Raw genomic sequence first — 16271 nt, 5'->3', positions numbered from 1 at the left:
TCAAAAAACCTTCTATGGAACTAGAATACAGTTATACTGACAAAATTACATCTGTAAAAATTGGCGTTGTTTTTGATAAGCATATAGGTATTAAAGTTTAAAATTATGATTGGATATTATATATTATTAGGAGGTATTGCGCTGATCAGTTGGTTAGTGAGCAGTACTTTAAAACGCAAATTTGAGACCTATTCCAAAGTTCATTTAAGAAATGGTATGAGCGGAAAGGAAATCGCCGAAAAAATGCTGGCAGATCATGGCATCACTGATGTTGAGGTTATTTCAACACCGGGGCAGTTAACCGACCATTACAACCCAAAAAATAAAACGGTCAATTTAAGTGAAGCCGTTTACAACCAGCGCAATGCGGCATCAGCAGCGGTTGCGGCCCATGAATGTGGCCATGCGGTGCAACATGCCAAAGCCTATGAATGGTTGACCATGCGTTCGGCACTGGTGCCAATTGTGAGTGTGACCTCTGGAATGGCGCAATGGATCATCATTGGTGGTTTGATTTTAGGAGCAGCAGCCGGTGTTGGTTTAGGATTTTATGTAGCCATTGCAGGTTTGTTGATGATGGGTTTTGCAACCTTGTTCAGCTTTATCACATTGCCTGTTGAGTATGATGCCAGTAACCGTGCCTTGGCTTGGTTAAAAAATAGGCACATGCTATCACCCGAAGAATACGCAGGCTCTGAGGATGCACTTAAATGGGCGGCCAGAACCTATTTGGTAGCTGCTATTGGTGCTTTGGCATCATTGGTTTATTGGGCTTTTCAGGTGTTGGGAAACAGAAGCTAATACGACAGATTCAAATAAATTAAACCGAGTTTTTGCAATATTATGTAAGAATTCGGTTTCTTTTTTTATCTTTATTAGGTTAAAAAATTAAATCTTTTATATGGAAAATCAGATTGATAACCAATTGGAAAACCAAGTTATGGTGGGCCACTTATCTGAAGTAGATAAAGTTGCTTTTTACAAAAAGACCTATTCACATGTAGCAGCAGGTGTCTTGGTTTTTATATTTTTTGAATACCTATTGCTTCAAAGCGAAACAATTGTAAGGTTTATGTTATCTATGTTGTCAGGTTACTCATGGCTTTTGGTATTGGGAGGTTTTATGTTGGTGACAAGCTATTCTGAGCGCATGGCCATAAATTCAACCGATAGAAACAAACAGTATTTGGCTTATGGATTGTATATTTTGGCTGAAGCTATCATTTTTGTGCCGCTTATTTATATTGCCATTGCCTATACCCAAAGTTACGAATTACTAAACCAAGCAGCCATTGTAACATTATCACTGTTTACAGGGTTATCGGCGATTGTATTGGTTACTAAAAAAGACTTTTCCTTTTTAAAGGCAGGATTAACAGTAGGCTTTTTTATTGCTTTAGGATTAATTTTAGCAGGAACTATTTTTGGATTTAACTTGGGGCTTTGGTTTTCGGTAGGCATGTGCTTGTTGGCAGGAGGTTCTATTTTATATCAAACATCCAATTTGGTAAACAAATATTCGCAAGAACAATATGTAGCCGCAGCGTTGGGCTTGTTTGCATCACTCATGCTATTGTTTTGGTACATTCTCAGAATTTTTATGTCAAGAAAGTAAACTATACAAATTTTATAAGCATAAATTACAAGAGGCTGTTTGAGAAATCAAAGAGCCTCTTTTGTTTCTTTTAATCTTGGTTTGTATTTAAAAGTCTCGACTCATTTTGTGTGCAACGGGTTGATTATTTATCATGGGTTCTCTCGCTTTTGTTTTAATAAGTCAGTATCTTTACATATATGCAATACCAATCTAAACTTCCCAATTTAGGAACAACTATTTTTACGGTTATGAGTGCCTTGGCAGCAAAGCACAATGCTATCAATTTATCCCAAGGATTTCCCGATTTTGAAAGTGATCCCAAACTGATTGATTTGGTCGCTAAAGCCATGCAATCTGGTTATAACCAATATGCTCCCATGGCTGGGATTTTAGAATTGCGTGAAGCGATAGCCAACAAATTTGATTTGCTCTATCAATCCACCTATCATCCTGAAACAGAAATCACCATTACGGCAGGTGCCACCCAGGCTATTTCGTGTATTATTTCGGCTTTTGTAAGGCGTAATGATGAGGTTATTATTTTTAGGCCCGCTTATGATTGTTACGAGCCTTTTATTGAATTGAATGGTGGAAAAACCATTGGGATTCAACTTCAGTCACCACATTATACAGTCAATTGGCAAACGGTCAAACAGCATATCAATCCACGGACCAAAATGATTATTGTCAATACACCCCAAAACCCCAGCGGAAGTGTGTTCTCTAAAAACGATATGCTGCAATTGCAAGAACTGACCAAGGACACTGACATTATCGTGTTAAGTGATGAGGTGTATGAACATATCATCTTTGATGGCGAGCAACACCAAAGTGCATGCTTGTTCCCCGATTTAAAATCACGGAGTTTTGTGGTGGCTTCTTTTGGCAAAACCTTTCATAACACCGGTTGGAAAGTGGGCTATTGCTGTGCACCTAGAGAGCTGATGGCAGAGTTTAGAAAAGTGCATCAATTTAATGTGTTTTGTGTGAATCACCCTGTTCAAAAAGGATTGGCAGCATATCTTAAAGAACCCAGTCATTATTTAGAATTATCTCAATTTTATCAAGATAAAAGAGACTATTTTTTAGAACGCATAGCGTCTTCTAGATTTAAATTTGAACCATCAAAAGGCACGTATTTTCAGGTGTTGGATTATTCAGAAATCACCCAAGAAAATGATGTGGAGTTCGCCAAACGATTAACAATTGAATCAGGACTGGCTTCCATACCACTATCAGTATTCAACACCAATAATTTAGATAACCATGTATTGCGTTTTTGCTTTGCCAAAAGCAACAGCACCTTACAACAAGCAGCAGATATATTAAATACCCTATAATCATGCAAGATCAACTTAAAATTGCGCTTATCCAATCTGATTTGGTTTGGGAAAATCCCAAAAAAAACAGAAAACACCTTAAAGAAAAAATGGAGAGTATCTCCAATGTTGATTTGATTGTGCTTCCAGAGATGTTTTCCACCGGGTTTACAATGAATGCCAAAACCGTTGCAGAAACCATGGACGGCAAAACGGTTGCCTGGATGAAAAAGCAGGCGCTAAAAACCAATGCGGCTATTACCGGCAGCATGGTTATTACGGAAGATGGTAAGTTTTATAACCGGTTGCTGTTTGTGGAACCTTCAGGAGACATTCAAATTTATGATAAGCGGCATACCTTTACCTTGGCAGGGGAAGATAAAATATATTCTATCGGGAATAAAAAACTGATTGTTGATTATAAAGGATGGAAACTCTGTCCTATGGTATGCTATGATTTACGTTTTCCGGTTTGGGCCAGAAATACCGAAAATTACGATGTATTGCTCTTTGTTGCCAATTGGCCTAAACCAAGGGTTTTTGCTTGGGATACCTTATTGAAAGCACGTGCTATTGAAAATATGTGCTATTGTGTTGGGGTGAATCGTGTGGGATTGGACGATGAGCAAAATGAATATTGTGGCCACTCGGCTGCCTATGATGTTTTGGGAAATGAAATAACAGCTTTTAAGCCTAATAGAGAGCAAATTGAAATAGCAACTTTAGAACGAAACCATATCAATTTTTATAGAAACAAACTTAAGTTTTTAAGTGACAAGGATTCTTTTACTCTTGTTTAAACTCTAATGTTTCGGTTTGCCCCCAATCAGCACGGATTTCTATTTCCTTAAAATAGCTGACCTTTTCTGGTTGAATTTTTTTCAGGTAATTTCCAGTGTCAAACTTTTTGTTGCCATTGGCATCAAAAATAGCTCTGATAAAATATTTTCCAGGGGTTAAGTTTAAAAAATCCAACACTTCAGGGTTTGTTGAATACTGCTCATATTTCACATTTCCTTTTTCGTCAGTTAATTGAAGAATAATAGGATATCGTGCATTCACCAAAGAAAAACGGGCATAACCAAAATCAGATGCCTTTTTGGTTTTCACATTAAAATTAAGCGTATCGTTTGTTTCATTGAAGATATCGGTAAAGGCTTCTGGTAAAACCTGGATGCGGTACACGTTTTCATCTGTTTTTTTAAAATCAAACACATAATTATTGGTAATGGTGTCAAATGAGGTGGTGTAATCTACCATGGTGGAATCCTTGTCCATGATGCTCATTTTTGAAGCGTCAAAAGCTGTAAAGGGGATGCTACCCGTGATTTTAAAATCCTCATTGATTCCAATGTTCCCTGTTGGATTGGATTTAATGGTTAAGGAATCCCGTTTTTTATTACCGATTTGAACAGTATATTCTTTTTCAAAATTCGTGTTGGACACTTTAAAAACCAATGAGTCTACTTCAAGTTTTGGCGCATACCAATAGTATAGTGAATCTGTTTTTTCGTCTTTTGTTACACGGTGTTTTAAGGTGTCTGGCGCTTCAGAAAGCAATTTAATTTGCATGTTCTCATAATCGCCTTCATAACCAAACACTATTTTTTGACCCGCTATATTTTGTGGTCTGAACGATTTAAAATCCAAGTTTTCTGAAAATAACCGAATGTTATAAGTTGAATCTGTTGGAACGGTTATAAAATGATTATAAAACCCTATTTTATCGGTTTTTTGTTGAAATGTGTTGTCTTGATTATTGTCCTTTAAAGCATAGAGCATATAGGTGCCGGCTTTTATGTTTTCTATGGAAAACGTTGTGGTGCTATCCAAGGTGTTGGTGATGTACTTTGGCGGACTTTTATAAATGATGGAATCAGAAAAAGTTGAATCTACCTCATACAATCCAACCGATACAAAGTTGTCTGGTTTCCGGTTTAAGGCATCAAAAATTTGTCCTTTTACGGTTAGTGAATCGATATAATCACCCGTTGAAAATACATAGCGGTAATACGGAAACGGATTGCCTTCATTATTGTCTGATATGCTGTTTCCAAAATTAAATGCATAGGTTGTGTTGGGTTGAAGCGTATCATAAATTTTAATGGTAATGTATTTGCTGGCACCGCCCAGAGGTGTTATTTCTGGGAGTGTTTTCATGGGTGGGGAAATAATAAGTTGCTTTTGAATGTCTTTGATTTTTATAAATTCATCAAAAAGAATCTTAATTTCCTTACCTTTAAAATTGGTTGAAAAATTTTCTGGTTCTGCCTTTATGATTTTTGGAGGGGTTTCATCTTTAGGGCCGCCCTGTGGTGTTCCACGATTGGCACAGTTAATAAAAATAAGACCAACACACACTATAAAAATAAAATTTGAAACCGTTTTACGCATTACCAAAACAAAATTTAAGCAAACCTACATAATTTTACAGATATAACGACAAACTCATTGTGCAATTGCCATAGAAGCCACACTTATTTTTATGTTGTTTGCCTGGTTTAAAACGGTAGCACAGGCTTCCATGGTGGCGCCCGTGGTAATCAAATCGTCTACCAAAAGGATGTGCTTGTTGGCAATGGCTTTTTTGTTTTTCAGGGTAAACAATTCATCATTTTGATTCCATCGGGCCAAACGCTTTTTTAAAACCTGTGATTCTGTGTTGGTGACTTTTATCAGTACATCGTCTTTATATTCAGCCTGTAAAGCCTCTGCTAAGCGCTGGGCAAATTTGGCTACTTGGTTGTAACCTCTTTTTTTAAGCTTCTTTTTATGAAGCGGCACGGGGATGACCACATCAATATCTTGATACGCTTTTACGGTTTTTAATTCGCCCCCTAGCCAATCTCCTAAAAACACACCAATAGCTTCTTGTTTTTTATATTTTAATCCGTGAATGAGTTGCTGTACCATGCCTTTTTTTTCAAAGCGCAATAACGCCGTGGCATGTTCTACCTTAACGCGGCCGTAAAATATTTTTAAAACAGAATCATCATTGTTAAAATGAAAGTTGGTGACGGGTAAATTATTTCTACAATGGGTGCAAATATACAGTTCATTGTCATTCAAAAGAGCCTGACACGTGTAGCATACTTTTGGAAAAAATACGTTGATGATATCGTTTAGCATTAGTAAAAAGATGTAGTCATGTAAACTTAAAGAAAAAATAAACCAATCCTATACATAATTTTCTGTAAACAAGCTATTAGTTTGAATCGCTTTTTTATTTTTGCAGCATGGCAAATCAAGACGATCAATTTAAGAAGGTAATCTCACACGCAAAGGAGTACGGGTATGTATTTCAAAGCAGTGAAATATATGACGGTTTAAGCGCTGTCTACGACTATGCACAAAATGGTGCAGAACTAAAGAAAAACATCCGTGATTATTGGTGGAAGGCCATGGTTCAGATGAATGAAAACATAGTTGGTATTGATGCCGCTATTTTCATGCACCCAACCACTTGGAAAGCATCGGGGCACGTAGATGCGTTTAATGACCCGTTGATTGATAACAAAGATTCAAAAAAGCGATACAGAGCAGATGTATTAATTGAAGAGTATTGCGCTAAAATTGAAGCCAAGATTGACAAAGAAGTGGAGAAAGCGGCCAAACGTTTTGGTGAGGCTTTTGATAAAGAACAATTTTTGGCAACCAATCCACGTGTGCTTGGATACCAAGAAAAAATAGACACCACGCTTTCCCGTATGGCAAAATCATTGGAAAATGAGGATTTAGCCGATGTGAAAGCCTTAATTGAAGAGTTGGAAATTGCCGATCCGCTTACAGGTTCCAGAAACTGGACCGATGTGAAGCAGTTCAATTTGATGTTTGGTACCAAATTGGGCGCTTCAGCTGACAATGCCATGGATTTATATTTGCGACCAGAAACGGCCCAAGGGATTTTTGTCAACTTTTTAAACGTACAGAAAACAAGTCGTTTGAAAATTCCGTTTGGTATTGCGCAAACAGGAAAAGCGTTTAGAAATGAAATTGTTGCTCGACAATTTATTTTTAGAATGCGTGAGTTTGAACAAATGGAAATGCAGTTTTTCATCAAGCCAGGAACCCAAAAGGAATGGTATGACTATTGGAAAGAAACCCGATTGAAATGGCACTTATCTTTAGGAATGGGAGCTGATAATTATCGTTTCCACGACCATGAGAAATTAGCGCATTATGCTGATGCAGCAGCAGATATTGAATTTAAATTTCCGTTTGGTTTTAAAGAGCTGGAAGGTATTCATTCCCGTACCGATTTTGATTTAAGCCAACACGAAAAATATTCAGGCAAAAAATTGCAATACTTTGACCCCGAGGAAAATAAAAGTTATGTGCCTTACGTGTTGGAAACCTCAATAGGTTTAGACCGTATGTTTTTGGCCGTATTTTCAAATTCGTTAAAAGACGAAACCTTAGAAGATGGCAGCCTTAGAACGGTATTGGCTTTGCCAAGTGTTTTGGCACCTGTAAAAGCGGCCATTTTACCGTTGGTTAAAAAAGATGGTTTGCCTGAAATTGCACGTGAAATAGTAGAGGATTTAAAATGGGATTTTAATGTGGTGTATGATGAAAAAGATGCTGTGGGAAGACGTTACAGACGCCAAGATGCCAACGGAACACCGTTTTGTATTACGGTAGACCATGACACCTTGGAAGACCGTACGGTTACCATTCGTCATAGAGATACCATGGAACAAGAACGTGTTAAAATTGAAGACCTAAGAAAGATTATTAATCAAGAGGTAGATATGCGCTCTTGGTTGATGAAGATGTAACTAATTCCTGCCAAGTCAGGAATCTTAATAAAACAAAGCCTAAGCAATTGCTTGGGCTTTGTTTTTAATTCATAAAAATATTATTAAAATCTATAGCCTAATGTAATACCGCCTTTTCCAATAATTTCATAATCGGTGTTATTATTATTAAAAAGGTTTCTGCCAATACCAAAACCTAATTCGCCAATAAAACCACTCTTAGTAATCCATTTACCACCTAAACCAATGCCCAGTGCAAAGTCTGTTCTAAAGTCATCTTCGTTTCCAAAAATATTTATATTTCTGTTAGTTGAATTCAACATGCCAAAACCCTCAACAAAAAAACCAGCAGCATATTTTTCACCAAAATAAAAACGGTAATAAGGCGAAATATAATATTCTATATCATTACTCACCTGGTTATCAAAAGGGAGAAAAACTGAAATACCCAAACCAGATTCTTCATTTAATACTCGTTCATAAGTTACTTCAAATGCTCCCAAAATCAAAAACAATCCGTTTAATTTTAATTCGTTAAAGTTTTCAGAGTGTGAATTTTTAGTGACAGCCTCTTGGGAGAAAGACAATGATGAGATTAATAGTGCTGAGAGAAAGAGTAAAGCTGTTTTTTTCATAAATGTAGTTCTGGTTTGATGAACGAGTTGAATTGTTATTTGAATCAAATACTGATTTGCCTGTCAATTTGTTGGTCCAACGAAATAAACGTTTCGGTACGTGAAACGCCTGATATAGACTGTATTTCTTTGTTAAGCACGTGCATTAAGTGTTCATTGTCTTTACAAAGTATCTTGATAAACACGCTCCAGTTACCAGTGGTGTAGTGGCATTCCAAAACTTCAGGTATTTTTTTAAGTTGCTTGACGGCCTCGGGGTTGCTCATTGCCTTATCCAGATAAATACCAATAAAAGCCATGGTGGTATAGCCCAACACTTTGGGGTTGATGACAAATTTTGAGCCCACAATCAAACCTGATTTTTCAAGTTTTCTAAGACGTTGATGGATGGCGGCACCAGAAATGCCAACATTTCTTGCAATTTCGAGAATTGGCGTTCTGGCATCTTCCATGAGTGCTCGTAGTATTTTTTTATCAATACCATCTATTTGAATATTCTGGTTTGTAACCTTCATCCTTTAAATTATTTTAAATAAACACATAAAAGTACTGAAATGATTTTAATTTGAAATAAATCACTGTCTTAGAATTAAAATATACGGCGTTATTACGAGGAGGCACGACGAAGTAATCTCTTTCAATTGAAAAGATTGCGAAGAAAATCTCTGATTTTCTTCGCAATGACATAAAAATGTAATGTTACCTAGATATTCAATGGGTTATAGCCCAGATAAGGCACGTTTTTTTCTTTAAATGAAATTCCAAAATCGGACAGTTCCTTTAAAATAGGCTCATAAACTTCTTTGGTAATGGGAATTTGAACACCAGGTGTTGTAATCTTGCCATTTAAAATGGCGAGAGTGGCTATAGCAACGGGTAAACCTACGGTTTTTGCAATGGCTGTATAGGTTTGGTCCTCGCCAAGTGTGACCATAGTTGAATCTATTTGATGTGTTTTGCCATCAATTTCGTAGCCAAACTTGTGGTACATAACAATCATATCTTTATCGTCTTTGCCCAGTGTCCAACTATCCATCAGTATTTTTTGAAGGATTTGAGCGGGTGTTGCTTTTTTTAGGTCTACCATTTTTTTGGCGCTGAAAATATCTAACTCCAATAGCTTGTCCCATACAATATCGTCTTGATCAATTTTTAATGCATGCCTAAATTTTAACTCCACAGAGTCTGATGGGCTATATGGTAAAAACGCATTGACAAAATCCCTGTAGCTCATGTGTTCACTATCATCTATGGTATAACTGTCATCGGTCATGCCCAACATGACAAACATATTCCAGGCACGACTAAAGCCAACACGGCGCATGGTGCCGCGGTACAGGGTTTTGATTTTGTCCAAACCATACACACTTTGGTATTTTAAGGAATCCCGATTGGCATACGCTTCAAAACGGCCAAACCCATCTACGTCTAAAAATTCAGTCCGTCTGAATAGTCTGTGGTAAGGAATGTATTTATAGGTGCCTTCCTGTAAAAACTTGGCGGCTCCACCCTGGCCGGCAACTACGACGTTTCTTGGGTTCCAGGTGAATTTATAGTTCCAGAGGTTATTGTCGCTTTCAGGTGCTACCAATCCACCAGTAAACGATTCAAATAAAATCATGGTGCCACCTTTTGCCCTAATCTTATCAATTACTTGCATGGCACTCATATGATCAATACCGGGATCCACGCCAATTTCGTTCATGAAAACGAGACCTTTTTCGATGGTTTGTTGATTTAAAGCTTCCATTTCTGGACTCACATACGAGGCGGTTACCATATTTTTTCCGTACAACAGGCAATCTTTGGCAACTTCAATGTGTAAACGAGCCGGTAGCATGGAAATAACAATATCTGCATGTTTAATGGCTTCGCTTCTGGTATTTGTATCAAAAATATCGAGTATAAAGGCTTTGGCACGTTGATGGTTTTTGATAAGCTGTGTGGCGTGGTCTATATTAATATCACCCACAGATATATGTAAGTCTTCAGTTTCTGATTTATCCAATAGGTACTTTAATAAATAAGAAGTAGATTTTCCAGAACCAATAACTAAAATCTTTCGCATAATGAATTTTGTTGAGTAATTTTGTTGAGACTAATGTATGAAATACATAGGGTTTAATAAACTCACAACAAGTAATAATATGAACAAAACAATACTAATCACGGCTACATTTTTAGGGTTTACGGGCATTATTTTAGGAGCTTTTGCAGCTCATGGTTTAAAGGAACTCATACCTTTAGAATTCGTAAAAACGTTTGAAACCGGAGTGCGATATCAAATGTATCATGCACTGTTTCTGCTTTTTGTGGGGAGCACATCCTATGTTTCTGTCAAATCAAAAAAGTTAATTTTTTACTTTACTGTAGTTGGTTGGCTGTTTTTTTCTGGCTCAATTTACGGATTGGCAACAAATATGTTAACAACTTTTGATTTTAAAACCATAGGATTTATCACACCGATAGGAGGATTGTGTTTCATTTTGGCTTGGGGAATCTTATTTGTGAATTTCATAAAAATGAATGGCAATAATTAAAAATTTAAAGTGTTTACTTTAAAATATTGTTTTAATTTTGCGGAATAATCATTTTTATTGAAAATTATGACGTATCACAACCAAGTTACGAAAACGATTTCGTTAGAACAATACGGGATTAAAAATGCCACAGTAAGATACCAACTCGACCCAAAGGAACTTCACAATATTACCATTGAAAAAAAGCAAGGTGTGGAGACATCTACAGGTGCTTTGGCGGTTAACACAGGTGAATTTACTGGGCGTTCCCCTCAAGATCGTTTCATTGTTAAGGATGAAGTGACCCATGACAAAGTTTGGTGGGGCCCCATAAACATTCCATTTGATCCAGACAACTTTGATAAACTCTATGACAAGGTTGTGAATTATCTGTCTAACAAAGAGGTTTTTGTAAGGGATAGTTATGCATGTTCTGATAAGGATTACAAATTGAATATCAGGGTTATTACAGAGTTTCCCTGGAGCAATCAATTTGCATACAATATGTTTTTGCGTCCATCCGAAAAGGAGTTGGAACATTTTCAACCAGAATGGACGGTTATCAATGCACCTGGATTTATGGCAGACCCAAAAGAGGATGGTACACGCCAACATAATTTTGCCATTTTAAACTTTTCAAAAAAAATTGCCCTTATTGGAGGAACCGGTTATACAGGAGAGATTAAGAAAGGAATTTTTTCAGCTTTGAATTTTATTCTGCCAGTTTACAAAAACACACTTCCCATGCATTGCAGTGCCAATGTTGGAAAAGATGGTGATACGGCTATATTTTTTGGATTATCTGGAACCGGTAAAACTACATTATCTACAGATCCCAATAGAAGTCTAATAGGTGATGATGAACATGGCTGGACTAAAGAAAACACCATTTTTAACTTTGAAGGTGGCTGTTATGCCAAAGTGATTAATCTATCGGCTGACCATGAACCTGAAATATATAATGCCATTAAACCGGGAGCTATTTTAGAGAACGTTATTTTGGATAGTAATGGACAAGTGGATTTTGCAGATACGTCTATTACGCAAAACACAAGGGTGAGTTACCCAATTGACCATATAGAAAACATACAAAAGCCTTCAATGGGCAAAAACCCAAAAAACATCTTTTTTTTAACGGCTGATGCGTTTGGGGTCTTGCCTCCCATATCTAAATTAACGCCAAGCCAAGCAGCTTATCATTTTATATCGGGCTATACTGCAAAAGTGGCTGGTACAGAAGCCGGTGTTATAGAACCACAGCCCTCATTTTCTGCGTGTTTTGGTGCGCCATTTATGCCATTGCATCCAACCGAATATGCTGATATGTTAAGCAAAAAAATGAAAGAAGCAGGTGTGAATGTTTGGTTGGTCAACACCGGTTGGACTGGCGGGCCGTATGGTGTTGGAACCCGAATGAAACTCCAATATACACGCGCCATGATTCATGCCGTATTGAATGGGGATTTGGGATTATATACTTATGACAAGTATCACATTCATTCTGTTTTTGGAGTGGCACAACCAAGAGAATGTCCAGGGGTTCCTACCCGTGTTTTAAGTCCGAGGGCAACTTGGAACAATGATGACGCCTACTATAAAACAGCTTTTAAATTAACCAATGCCTTTCGTGAAAACTTTAAAAAGTACGAAGCTTATGCCAGCGAGGAGATTCGCCGAGGTGGCCCGCAGCGATATGCTTTTTAGTTATAAAAAAGAGAGCAACTTTTAAAAGTTGCTCTCTTTTTTTATAATGTAATGTTTTAATTATTTTCCTTTATTGACCTTTTCAATATATTTTTCCAAGGCCATGGTCATGGATGGTGTTTCCTTGGTTGGAGCCGCTATATCAACACGCAATCCTTTTTCCTCAACAGCTTTGATAGTGGTATCGCCAAAAACAGCAATACGGGTATTGTTTTGTTTGAAATCAGGGAAATTATGGAACAATGACTCTATTCCGGACGGACTGAAAAACACCAAGACATCATAATAAACATCGGCTAAATCAGACAAGTCACTAATGACGGTTTTATAAAACGTAGCAAGTTTCCAGTTAACACCAAGCGCATTCATGGTTTCTGGTACTTCAGGTTTGACCTTGTCAGTATTTGGTAATAAGAATTTTTCGTCCTTATATTTTTTAATTAAAGGCGAAAGCTCTGAAAAAGATCTTTTGCCTACATAGATTTTACGTTTTCTGTAAACCACATATTTCTGTAAATAGAAAGCAACAGCTTCAGACTGACAAAAATATTTCATGGTATCAGGCACTTTAAATCGCATTTCTTCAGCTACTCTAAAAAAGTGGTCAACGGCATTTCTACTAGTTAAAATAATAGCCGTGTAGTTATTCAAATCTACTTTTTGTTGTCTAATTTCTTTAGCGGGTACACCTTCTACGTGAATAAAAGGGCGGAAATCTATTTTCACCTTTTGCTTTTCTTGAAGATCAAAATAAGGCGAATTTTCTATTTTAGGTTCTGGTTGAGATACTAAAATGGTTTTCACTTTCATAGGGCGCAAGTAGTTACTTTAGTTAGTTTGAAGTAAACACCTTATATATTATGATATACGGTGCTATTTCAAGAGCGCAAAGATACAAAATAAAATAAAAAAAGTTCTGTTTTATTAAACTTTGATGTGTTTTAATAGTAGTAATTAAGCCCACTATGTTTATAATTAACAGTAGCATGACAATTACATAAATAATAATTAATGAAGGCCTTATACTAAAGATTAGCAGTAAATTGATAGGGACTAAAATCAGCCCCAAAAAGTTTTTATAACTTATTTTTTGAAAGAGATATTGGTCAATTAATTTGTCAATTTCAAAAAGGCTTCCAATCAATCGTTCAAGTAAGACTTTTATTAAAATGAAAGTGGCTATTCCAAATGCCAATTTAAACATGACATCGATTTTGGGGGCAAACAGGTTTTCAGAATATTGCAGGCATATATATCCAAAAATGGATAATGAGAGCACTAAATTAGCAAAGAGTAAAGCATCAAATTTGTCAAAAAACTTCTGTTCCCTAGCATAAATCTTAAGATATTTTGAGTTGCCCAACACTTGTACAAAATCATTGAAACGTCTTGGGAATATTGCTTTTGCAGTGGCAATAAAAGCAATGCCCAACACTATTAAAATAGTGAATAACTCATATGTTTGTTCGTGGCGTAGCATGCCATAAAATTATCACAAATAATGACACATGTTTGAAATTATTAAGGAATATTTAAAAAAAAGTATCTTTTAAATAATGTACATTTGCTGAAAATTAAACGGTTTTAATGAGTCCTAGAAACATGTTTCCTTTTTTTAGGATATTTGAAACCATTAAAAAGCTAGATGAAAAACGCCGTTGTAATTATACCAACCTATAACGAGATTGAAAATATTGAAGCGATCATCAGAGCGGTATTTTCACAATCTGAATTTGTGCACGTACTTATTGTTGATGATAATTCCCCAGATTTAACCGCGTTAAAGGTTAAGGAACTTCAAGAGGAATTTCCAAAACAGTTATTTTTAGAGTCCAGAACAGAAAAAGCAGGTTTAGGAACAGCCTACATTCATGGATTTAAATGGGCTTTAAATAAAACATACTCGCATATTTTTGAGATGGATGCCGATTTCTCACATGATCCCAAAGATCTCATAAGGCTATACAACGCTTGTGACGAAAATGGTGCTGATGTGGCCATTGGGTCCCGCTACATAAAAGGTGTTAATGTTGTAAATTGGCCCTTGAACCGAGTGCTCATGTCCTATTTGGCATCGGTATATGTGCGAATCATAACAGGAATGAGCATACGGGACACAACGGCAGGATTTGTATGTTACAAACGGCAAGTACTTGAAACATTGGATTTAAATGCTATTAAATTTATAGGATATGCGTTTCAAATTGAGATGAAATTTAAAGCCTATCTTAAAAAGTTTAAAATAGTTGAAATTCCAGTTATATTTACCGATAGAACCAAAGGTGAATCCAAATTGAGTTCAGGCATTATTTCAGAAGCCATTTTTGGAGTCATTTCAATGAAAATTAAAAGTATTTTCAAACCGTAGAAAGGATTATGAAGCAAAAAACAATACTCATAAAAAATGCCCATATTGTAAATGAGGGAACCATACTCAATGGGGATATATTAATAGAAGGTGAGCTTATAAAAGAAATAAGTGAATCCATCAGTGCCAAATCATCCGATGTACATGTTGTTGACGCAGAAGGCAAATATGTTTTGCCCGGTGTTATTGATGACCAAGTACATTTTAGGGAACCCGGATTGACCCACAAAGCAACCATTGAAACCGAATCTAGAGCGGCTATTGCAGGAGGTATTACATCGTTTATTGAAATGCCAAACACCAATCCGCAAACCACGACCATTGAAGAACTGGATAAGAAATTTGAGATAGCAGCAAAGACATCGTCTGCTAACTATTCCTTTATGTTTGGTGGCACCAATGACAATTTAGAGGAAATCTTAAAAGTTGATGCCACTCAAGTAGCTGGATTGAAATTATTTTTAGGATCTTCAACCGGAAACATGTTGGTTGATGACCCAAAAGTTCTTGAGAAGATATTTAAAAGTACCAATTTATTGATATCGGTCCATTGTGAGGATGAAGCAACCATAAAGGCAAATCTTGAAACCTATCTGGCCAAGTATGGGGACGATATTCCCATGAAATGCCATCCGGAAATCAGAAGTGAGGAAGCCTGTTATTTATCGTCTTCAAGCGCTATTGAATTGGCTAAAAAAACAGGAGCCAGACTCCATGTGTTTCATTTGTCAACAGGAAAGGAAACTAACTTATTCAGCAACAAAATCCCATTAAAAAACAAAAAAATAACGGCCGAGGTGTGCATTCATCATTTATGGTTTTCAGATGAAGATTATGACAAAAAAGGAGCATTTATCAAATGGAATCCTGCCGTAAAAACCAAAAAAGACCGCGACCAACTTTGGGAAGCTTTACTGGATGATAGAATAGATGTTATTGCTACCGATCATGCACCACATACCCTAGACGAAAAGAAAAACGTGTATACCAAAGCGCCTTCTGGTGGGCCATTGGTGCAACATGCATTGCCGGCCATGTTGGAAATGTACCACAGGGGTAAGATTTCGCTTGAGAAAGTGGTTGAAAAAATGTGCCATAATCCGGCTATTTTATTTCAAGTTGAAAAACGTGGTTTTCTTAAAGAAGGCTATTATGCCGATTTGGTTTTGGTAGATTTAAATAATCCTTGGACTGTAAAAAAGGACAACATTCTCTATAAATGTGGTTGGTCTCCATTTGAAGGCACCACGTTTAAGTCGCGAATAACCCATACCTATTTGAATGGGAATTTAGTCTATGAGAATTTTAAATTCCATAATATAAAATCTGCCAAACGCTTAACTTTTGATAGATAATGGTTAAACGATTTTTG

Annotated in this window: 16 protein-coding genes; 9 read left to right on the top strand and 7 right to left on the bottom strand. The window is 36.6% G+C overall.

Annotation, left to right across the window (positions count from 1 at the left end; all coding sequences use genetic code 11):
* Positions 1-105: 105 nt before the first annotated feature.
* From IEW94_RS08385 to IEW94_RS08370, 4 genes are all read left to right on the top strand, one after another.
* A complete protein-coding gene (locus IEW94_RS08385) occupies positions 106-801 on the top strand; it encodes a zinc metallopeptidase (protein WP_188651928.1) in 696 nt (231 codons plus the stop codon).
* Between the two features lie 100 nt (positions 802-901).
* Positions 902-1615: a Bax inhibitor-1/YccA family protein gene (locus tag IEW94_RS08380; protein WP_188651926.1), complete on the top strand. Its 714-nt coding sequence runs from the start codon at positions 902-904 to the stop codon at positions 1613-1615.
* 179 nt (positions 1616-1794) lie between these two features.
* Positions 1795-2937: a methionine aminotransferase gene (locus tag IEW94_RS08375; protein WP_188651924.1), complete on the top strand. Its 1143-nt coding sequence runs from the start codon at positions 1795-1797 to the stop codon at positions 2935-2937.
* Positions 2938-2939: 2 nt separating this feature from the next.
* Positions 2940-3716 carry an amidohydrolase gene (locus IEW94_RS08370; protein ID WP_188651923.1) on the top strand — a complete coding sequence of 259 codons (777 nt, stop codon included), beginning with the start codon at positions 2940-2942 and terminating at the stop codon, positions 3714-3716.
* On the opposite strand, the gene IEW94_RS08365 is transcribed toward IEW94_RS08370, so the two are convergent.
* Both IEW94_RS08365 and IEW94_RS08360 read right to left on the bottom strand, forming a co-directional pair.
* Complete coding sequence (locus IEW94_RS08365) at positions 3703-5310, bottom strand: Ig-like domain-containing domain (RefSeq protein WP_188651921.1); 1608 nt, start codon at positions 5308-5310, stop codon at positions 3703-3705. The genes IEW94_RS08370 and IEW94_RS08365 overlap by 14 nt on opposite strands.
* Before the next feature lie 54 nt (positions 5311-5364).
* A complete protein-coding gene (locus IEW94_RS08360) occupies positions 5365-6045 on the bottom strand; it encodes a ComF family protein (protein ID WP_188651919.1) in 681 nt (226 codons plus the stop codon).
* A gap of 107 nt (positions 6046-6152) precedes the next feature.
* On the opposite strand from IEW94_RS08360, the gene IEW94_RS08355 reads away from it, so the two are divergent.
* Positions 6153-7694, top strand: a complete 1542-nt coding sequence (locus tag IEW94_RS08355; protein WP_188651917.1) for a glycine--tRNA ligase — start codon at positions 6153-6155, stop codon at positions 7692-7694.
* Between the two features lie 83 nt (positions 7695-7777).
* Here the strand turns inward: IEW94_RS08355 and IEW94_RS08350 are convergent, their stop codons facing one another.
* The 3 genes from IEW94_RS08350 to IEW94_RS08340 form a co-directional block, all read right to left on the bottom strand.
* Positions 7778-8308, bottom strand: coding sequence for a DUF3575 domain-containing protein (locus IEW94_RS08350; protein WP_188651915.1), 531 nt, complete (start codon positions 8306-8308; stop codon positions 7778-7780).
* 44 nt (positions 8309-8352) lie between these two features.
* The gene (locus IEW94_RS08345) at positions 8353-8823 is read right to left on the bottom strand and encodes an Lrp/AsnC ligand binding domain-containing protein (protein WP_188651913.1); all 471 of its coding nucleotides are present in this window, start codon (positions 8821-8823) and stop codon (positions 8353-8355) included.
* A 188-nt stretch (positions 8824-9011) separates the two neighbouring features.
* Complete coding sequence (locus IEW94_RS08340; protein WP_188651911.1) at positions 9012-10376, bottom strand: saccharopine dehydrogenase family protein; 1365 nt, start codon at positions 10374-10376, stop codon at positions 9012-9014.
* 79 nt (positions 10377-10455) lie between these two features.
* Between IEW94_RS08340 and IEW94_RS08335 the strand changes: the two genes are divergently transcribed.
* Positions 10456-10848 (top strand): DUF423 domain-containing protein, encoded by a 393-nt coding sequence (locus IEW94_RS08335; protein ID WP_188651909.1) that lies wholly within the window; start codon positions 10456-10458, stop codon positions 10846-10848.
* Positions 10849-10914: 66 nt separating this feature from the next.
* The gene (pckA, locus tag IEW94_RS08330; RefSeq protein WP_188651907.1) at positions 10915-12531 is read left to right on the top strand and encodes a phosphoenolpyruvate carboxykinase (ATP); all 1617 of its coding nucleotides are present in this window, start codon (positions 10915-10917) and stop codon (positions 12529-12531) included.
* A 60-nt stretch (positions 12532-12591) separates the two neighbouring features.
* Here pckA and IEW94_RS08325 read toward each other — a convergent pair whose 3' ends face one another.
* Together IEW94_RS08325 and IEW94_RS08320 are read right to left on the bottom strand one after the other, a co-directional pair.
* A complete protein-coding gene (locus IEW94_RS08325) occupies positions 12592-13341 on the bottom strand; it encodes a uroporphyrinogen-III synthase (RefSeq protein ID WP_188651904.1) in 750 nt (249 codons plus the stop codon).
* A gap of 22 nt (positions 13342-13363) precedes the next feature.
* Complete coding sequence (locus IEW94_RS08320) at positions 13364-14011, bottom strand: DUF4271 domain-containing protein (RefSeq protein ID WP_188651902.1); 648 nt, start codon at positions 14009-14011, stop codon at positions 13364-13366.
* 165 nt (positions 14012-14176) lie between these two features.
* On the opposite strand from IEW94_RS08320, the gene IEW94_RS08315 reads away from it, so the two are divergent.
* Positions 14177-14899 (top strand): polyprenol monophosphomannose synthase, encoded by a 723-nt coding sequence (locus tag IEW94_RS08315; protein WP_188651901.1) that lies wholly within the window; start codon positions 14177-14179, stop codon positions 14897-14899.
* An 8-nt stretch (positions 14900-14907) separates the two neighbouring features.
* A complete protein-coding gene (locus IEW94_RS08310) occupies positions 14908-16254 on the top strand; it encodes a dihydroorotase (RefSeq protein ID WP_188651899.1) in 1347 nt (448 codons plus the stop codon).
* Positions 16255-16271: the final 17 nt, after the last annotated feature.

The organism is Yeosuana aromativorans (assembly GCF_014646655.1).
Lineage (GTDB): Bacteria > Bacteroidota > Bacteroidia > Flavobacteriales > Flavobacteriaceae > Yeosuana > Yeosuana aromativorans.
Note: the sequence above shows the minus strand (reverse complement) of the source record. Positions and strands in the feature narration are given on the sequence as shown.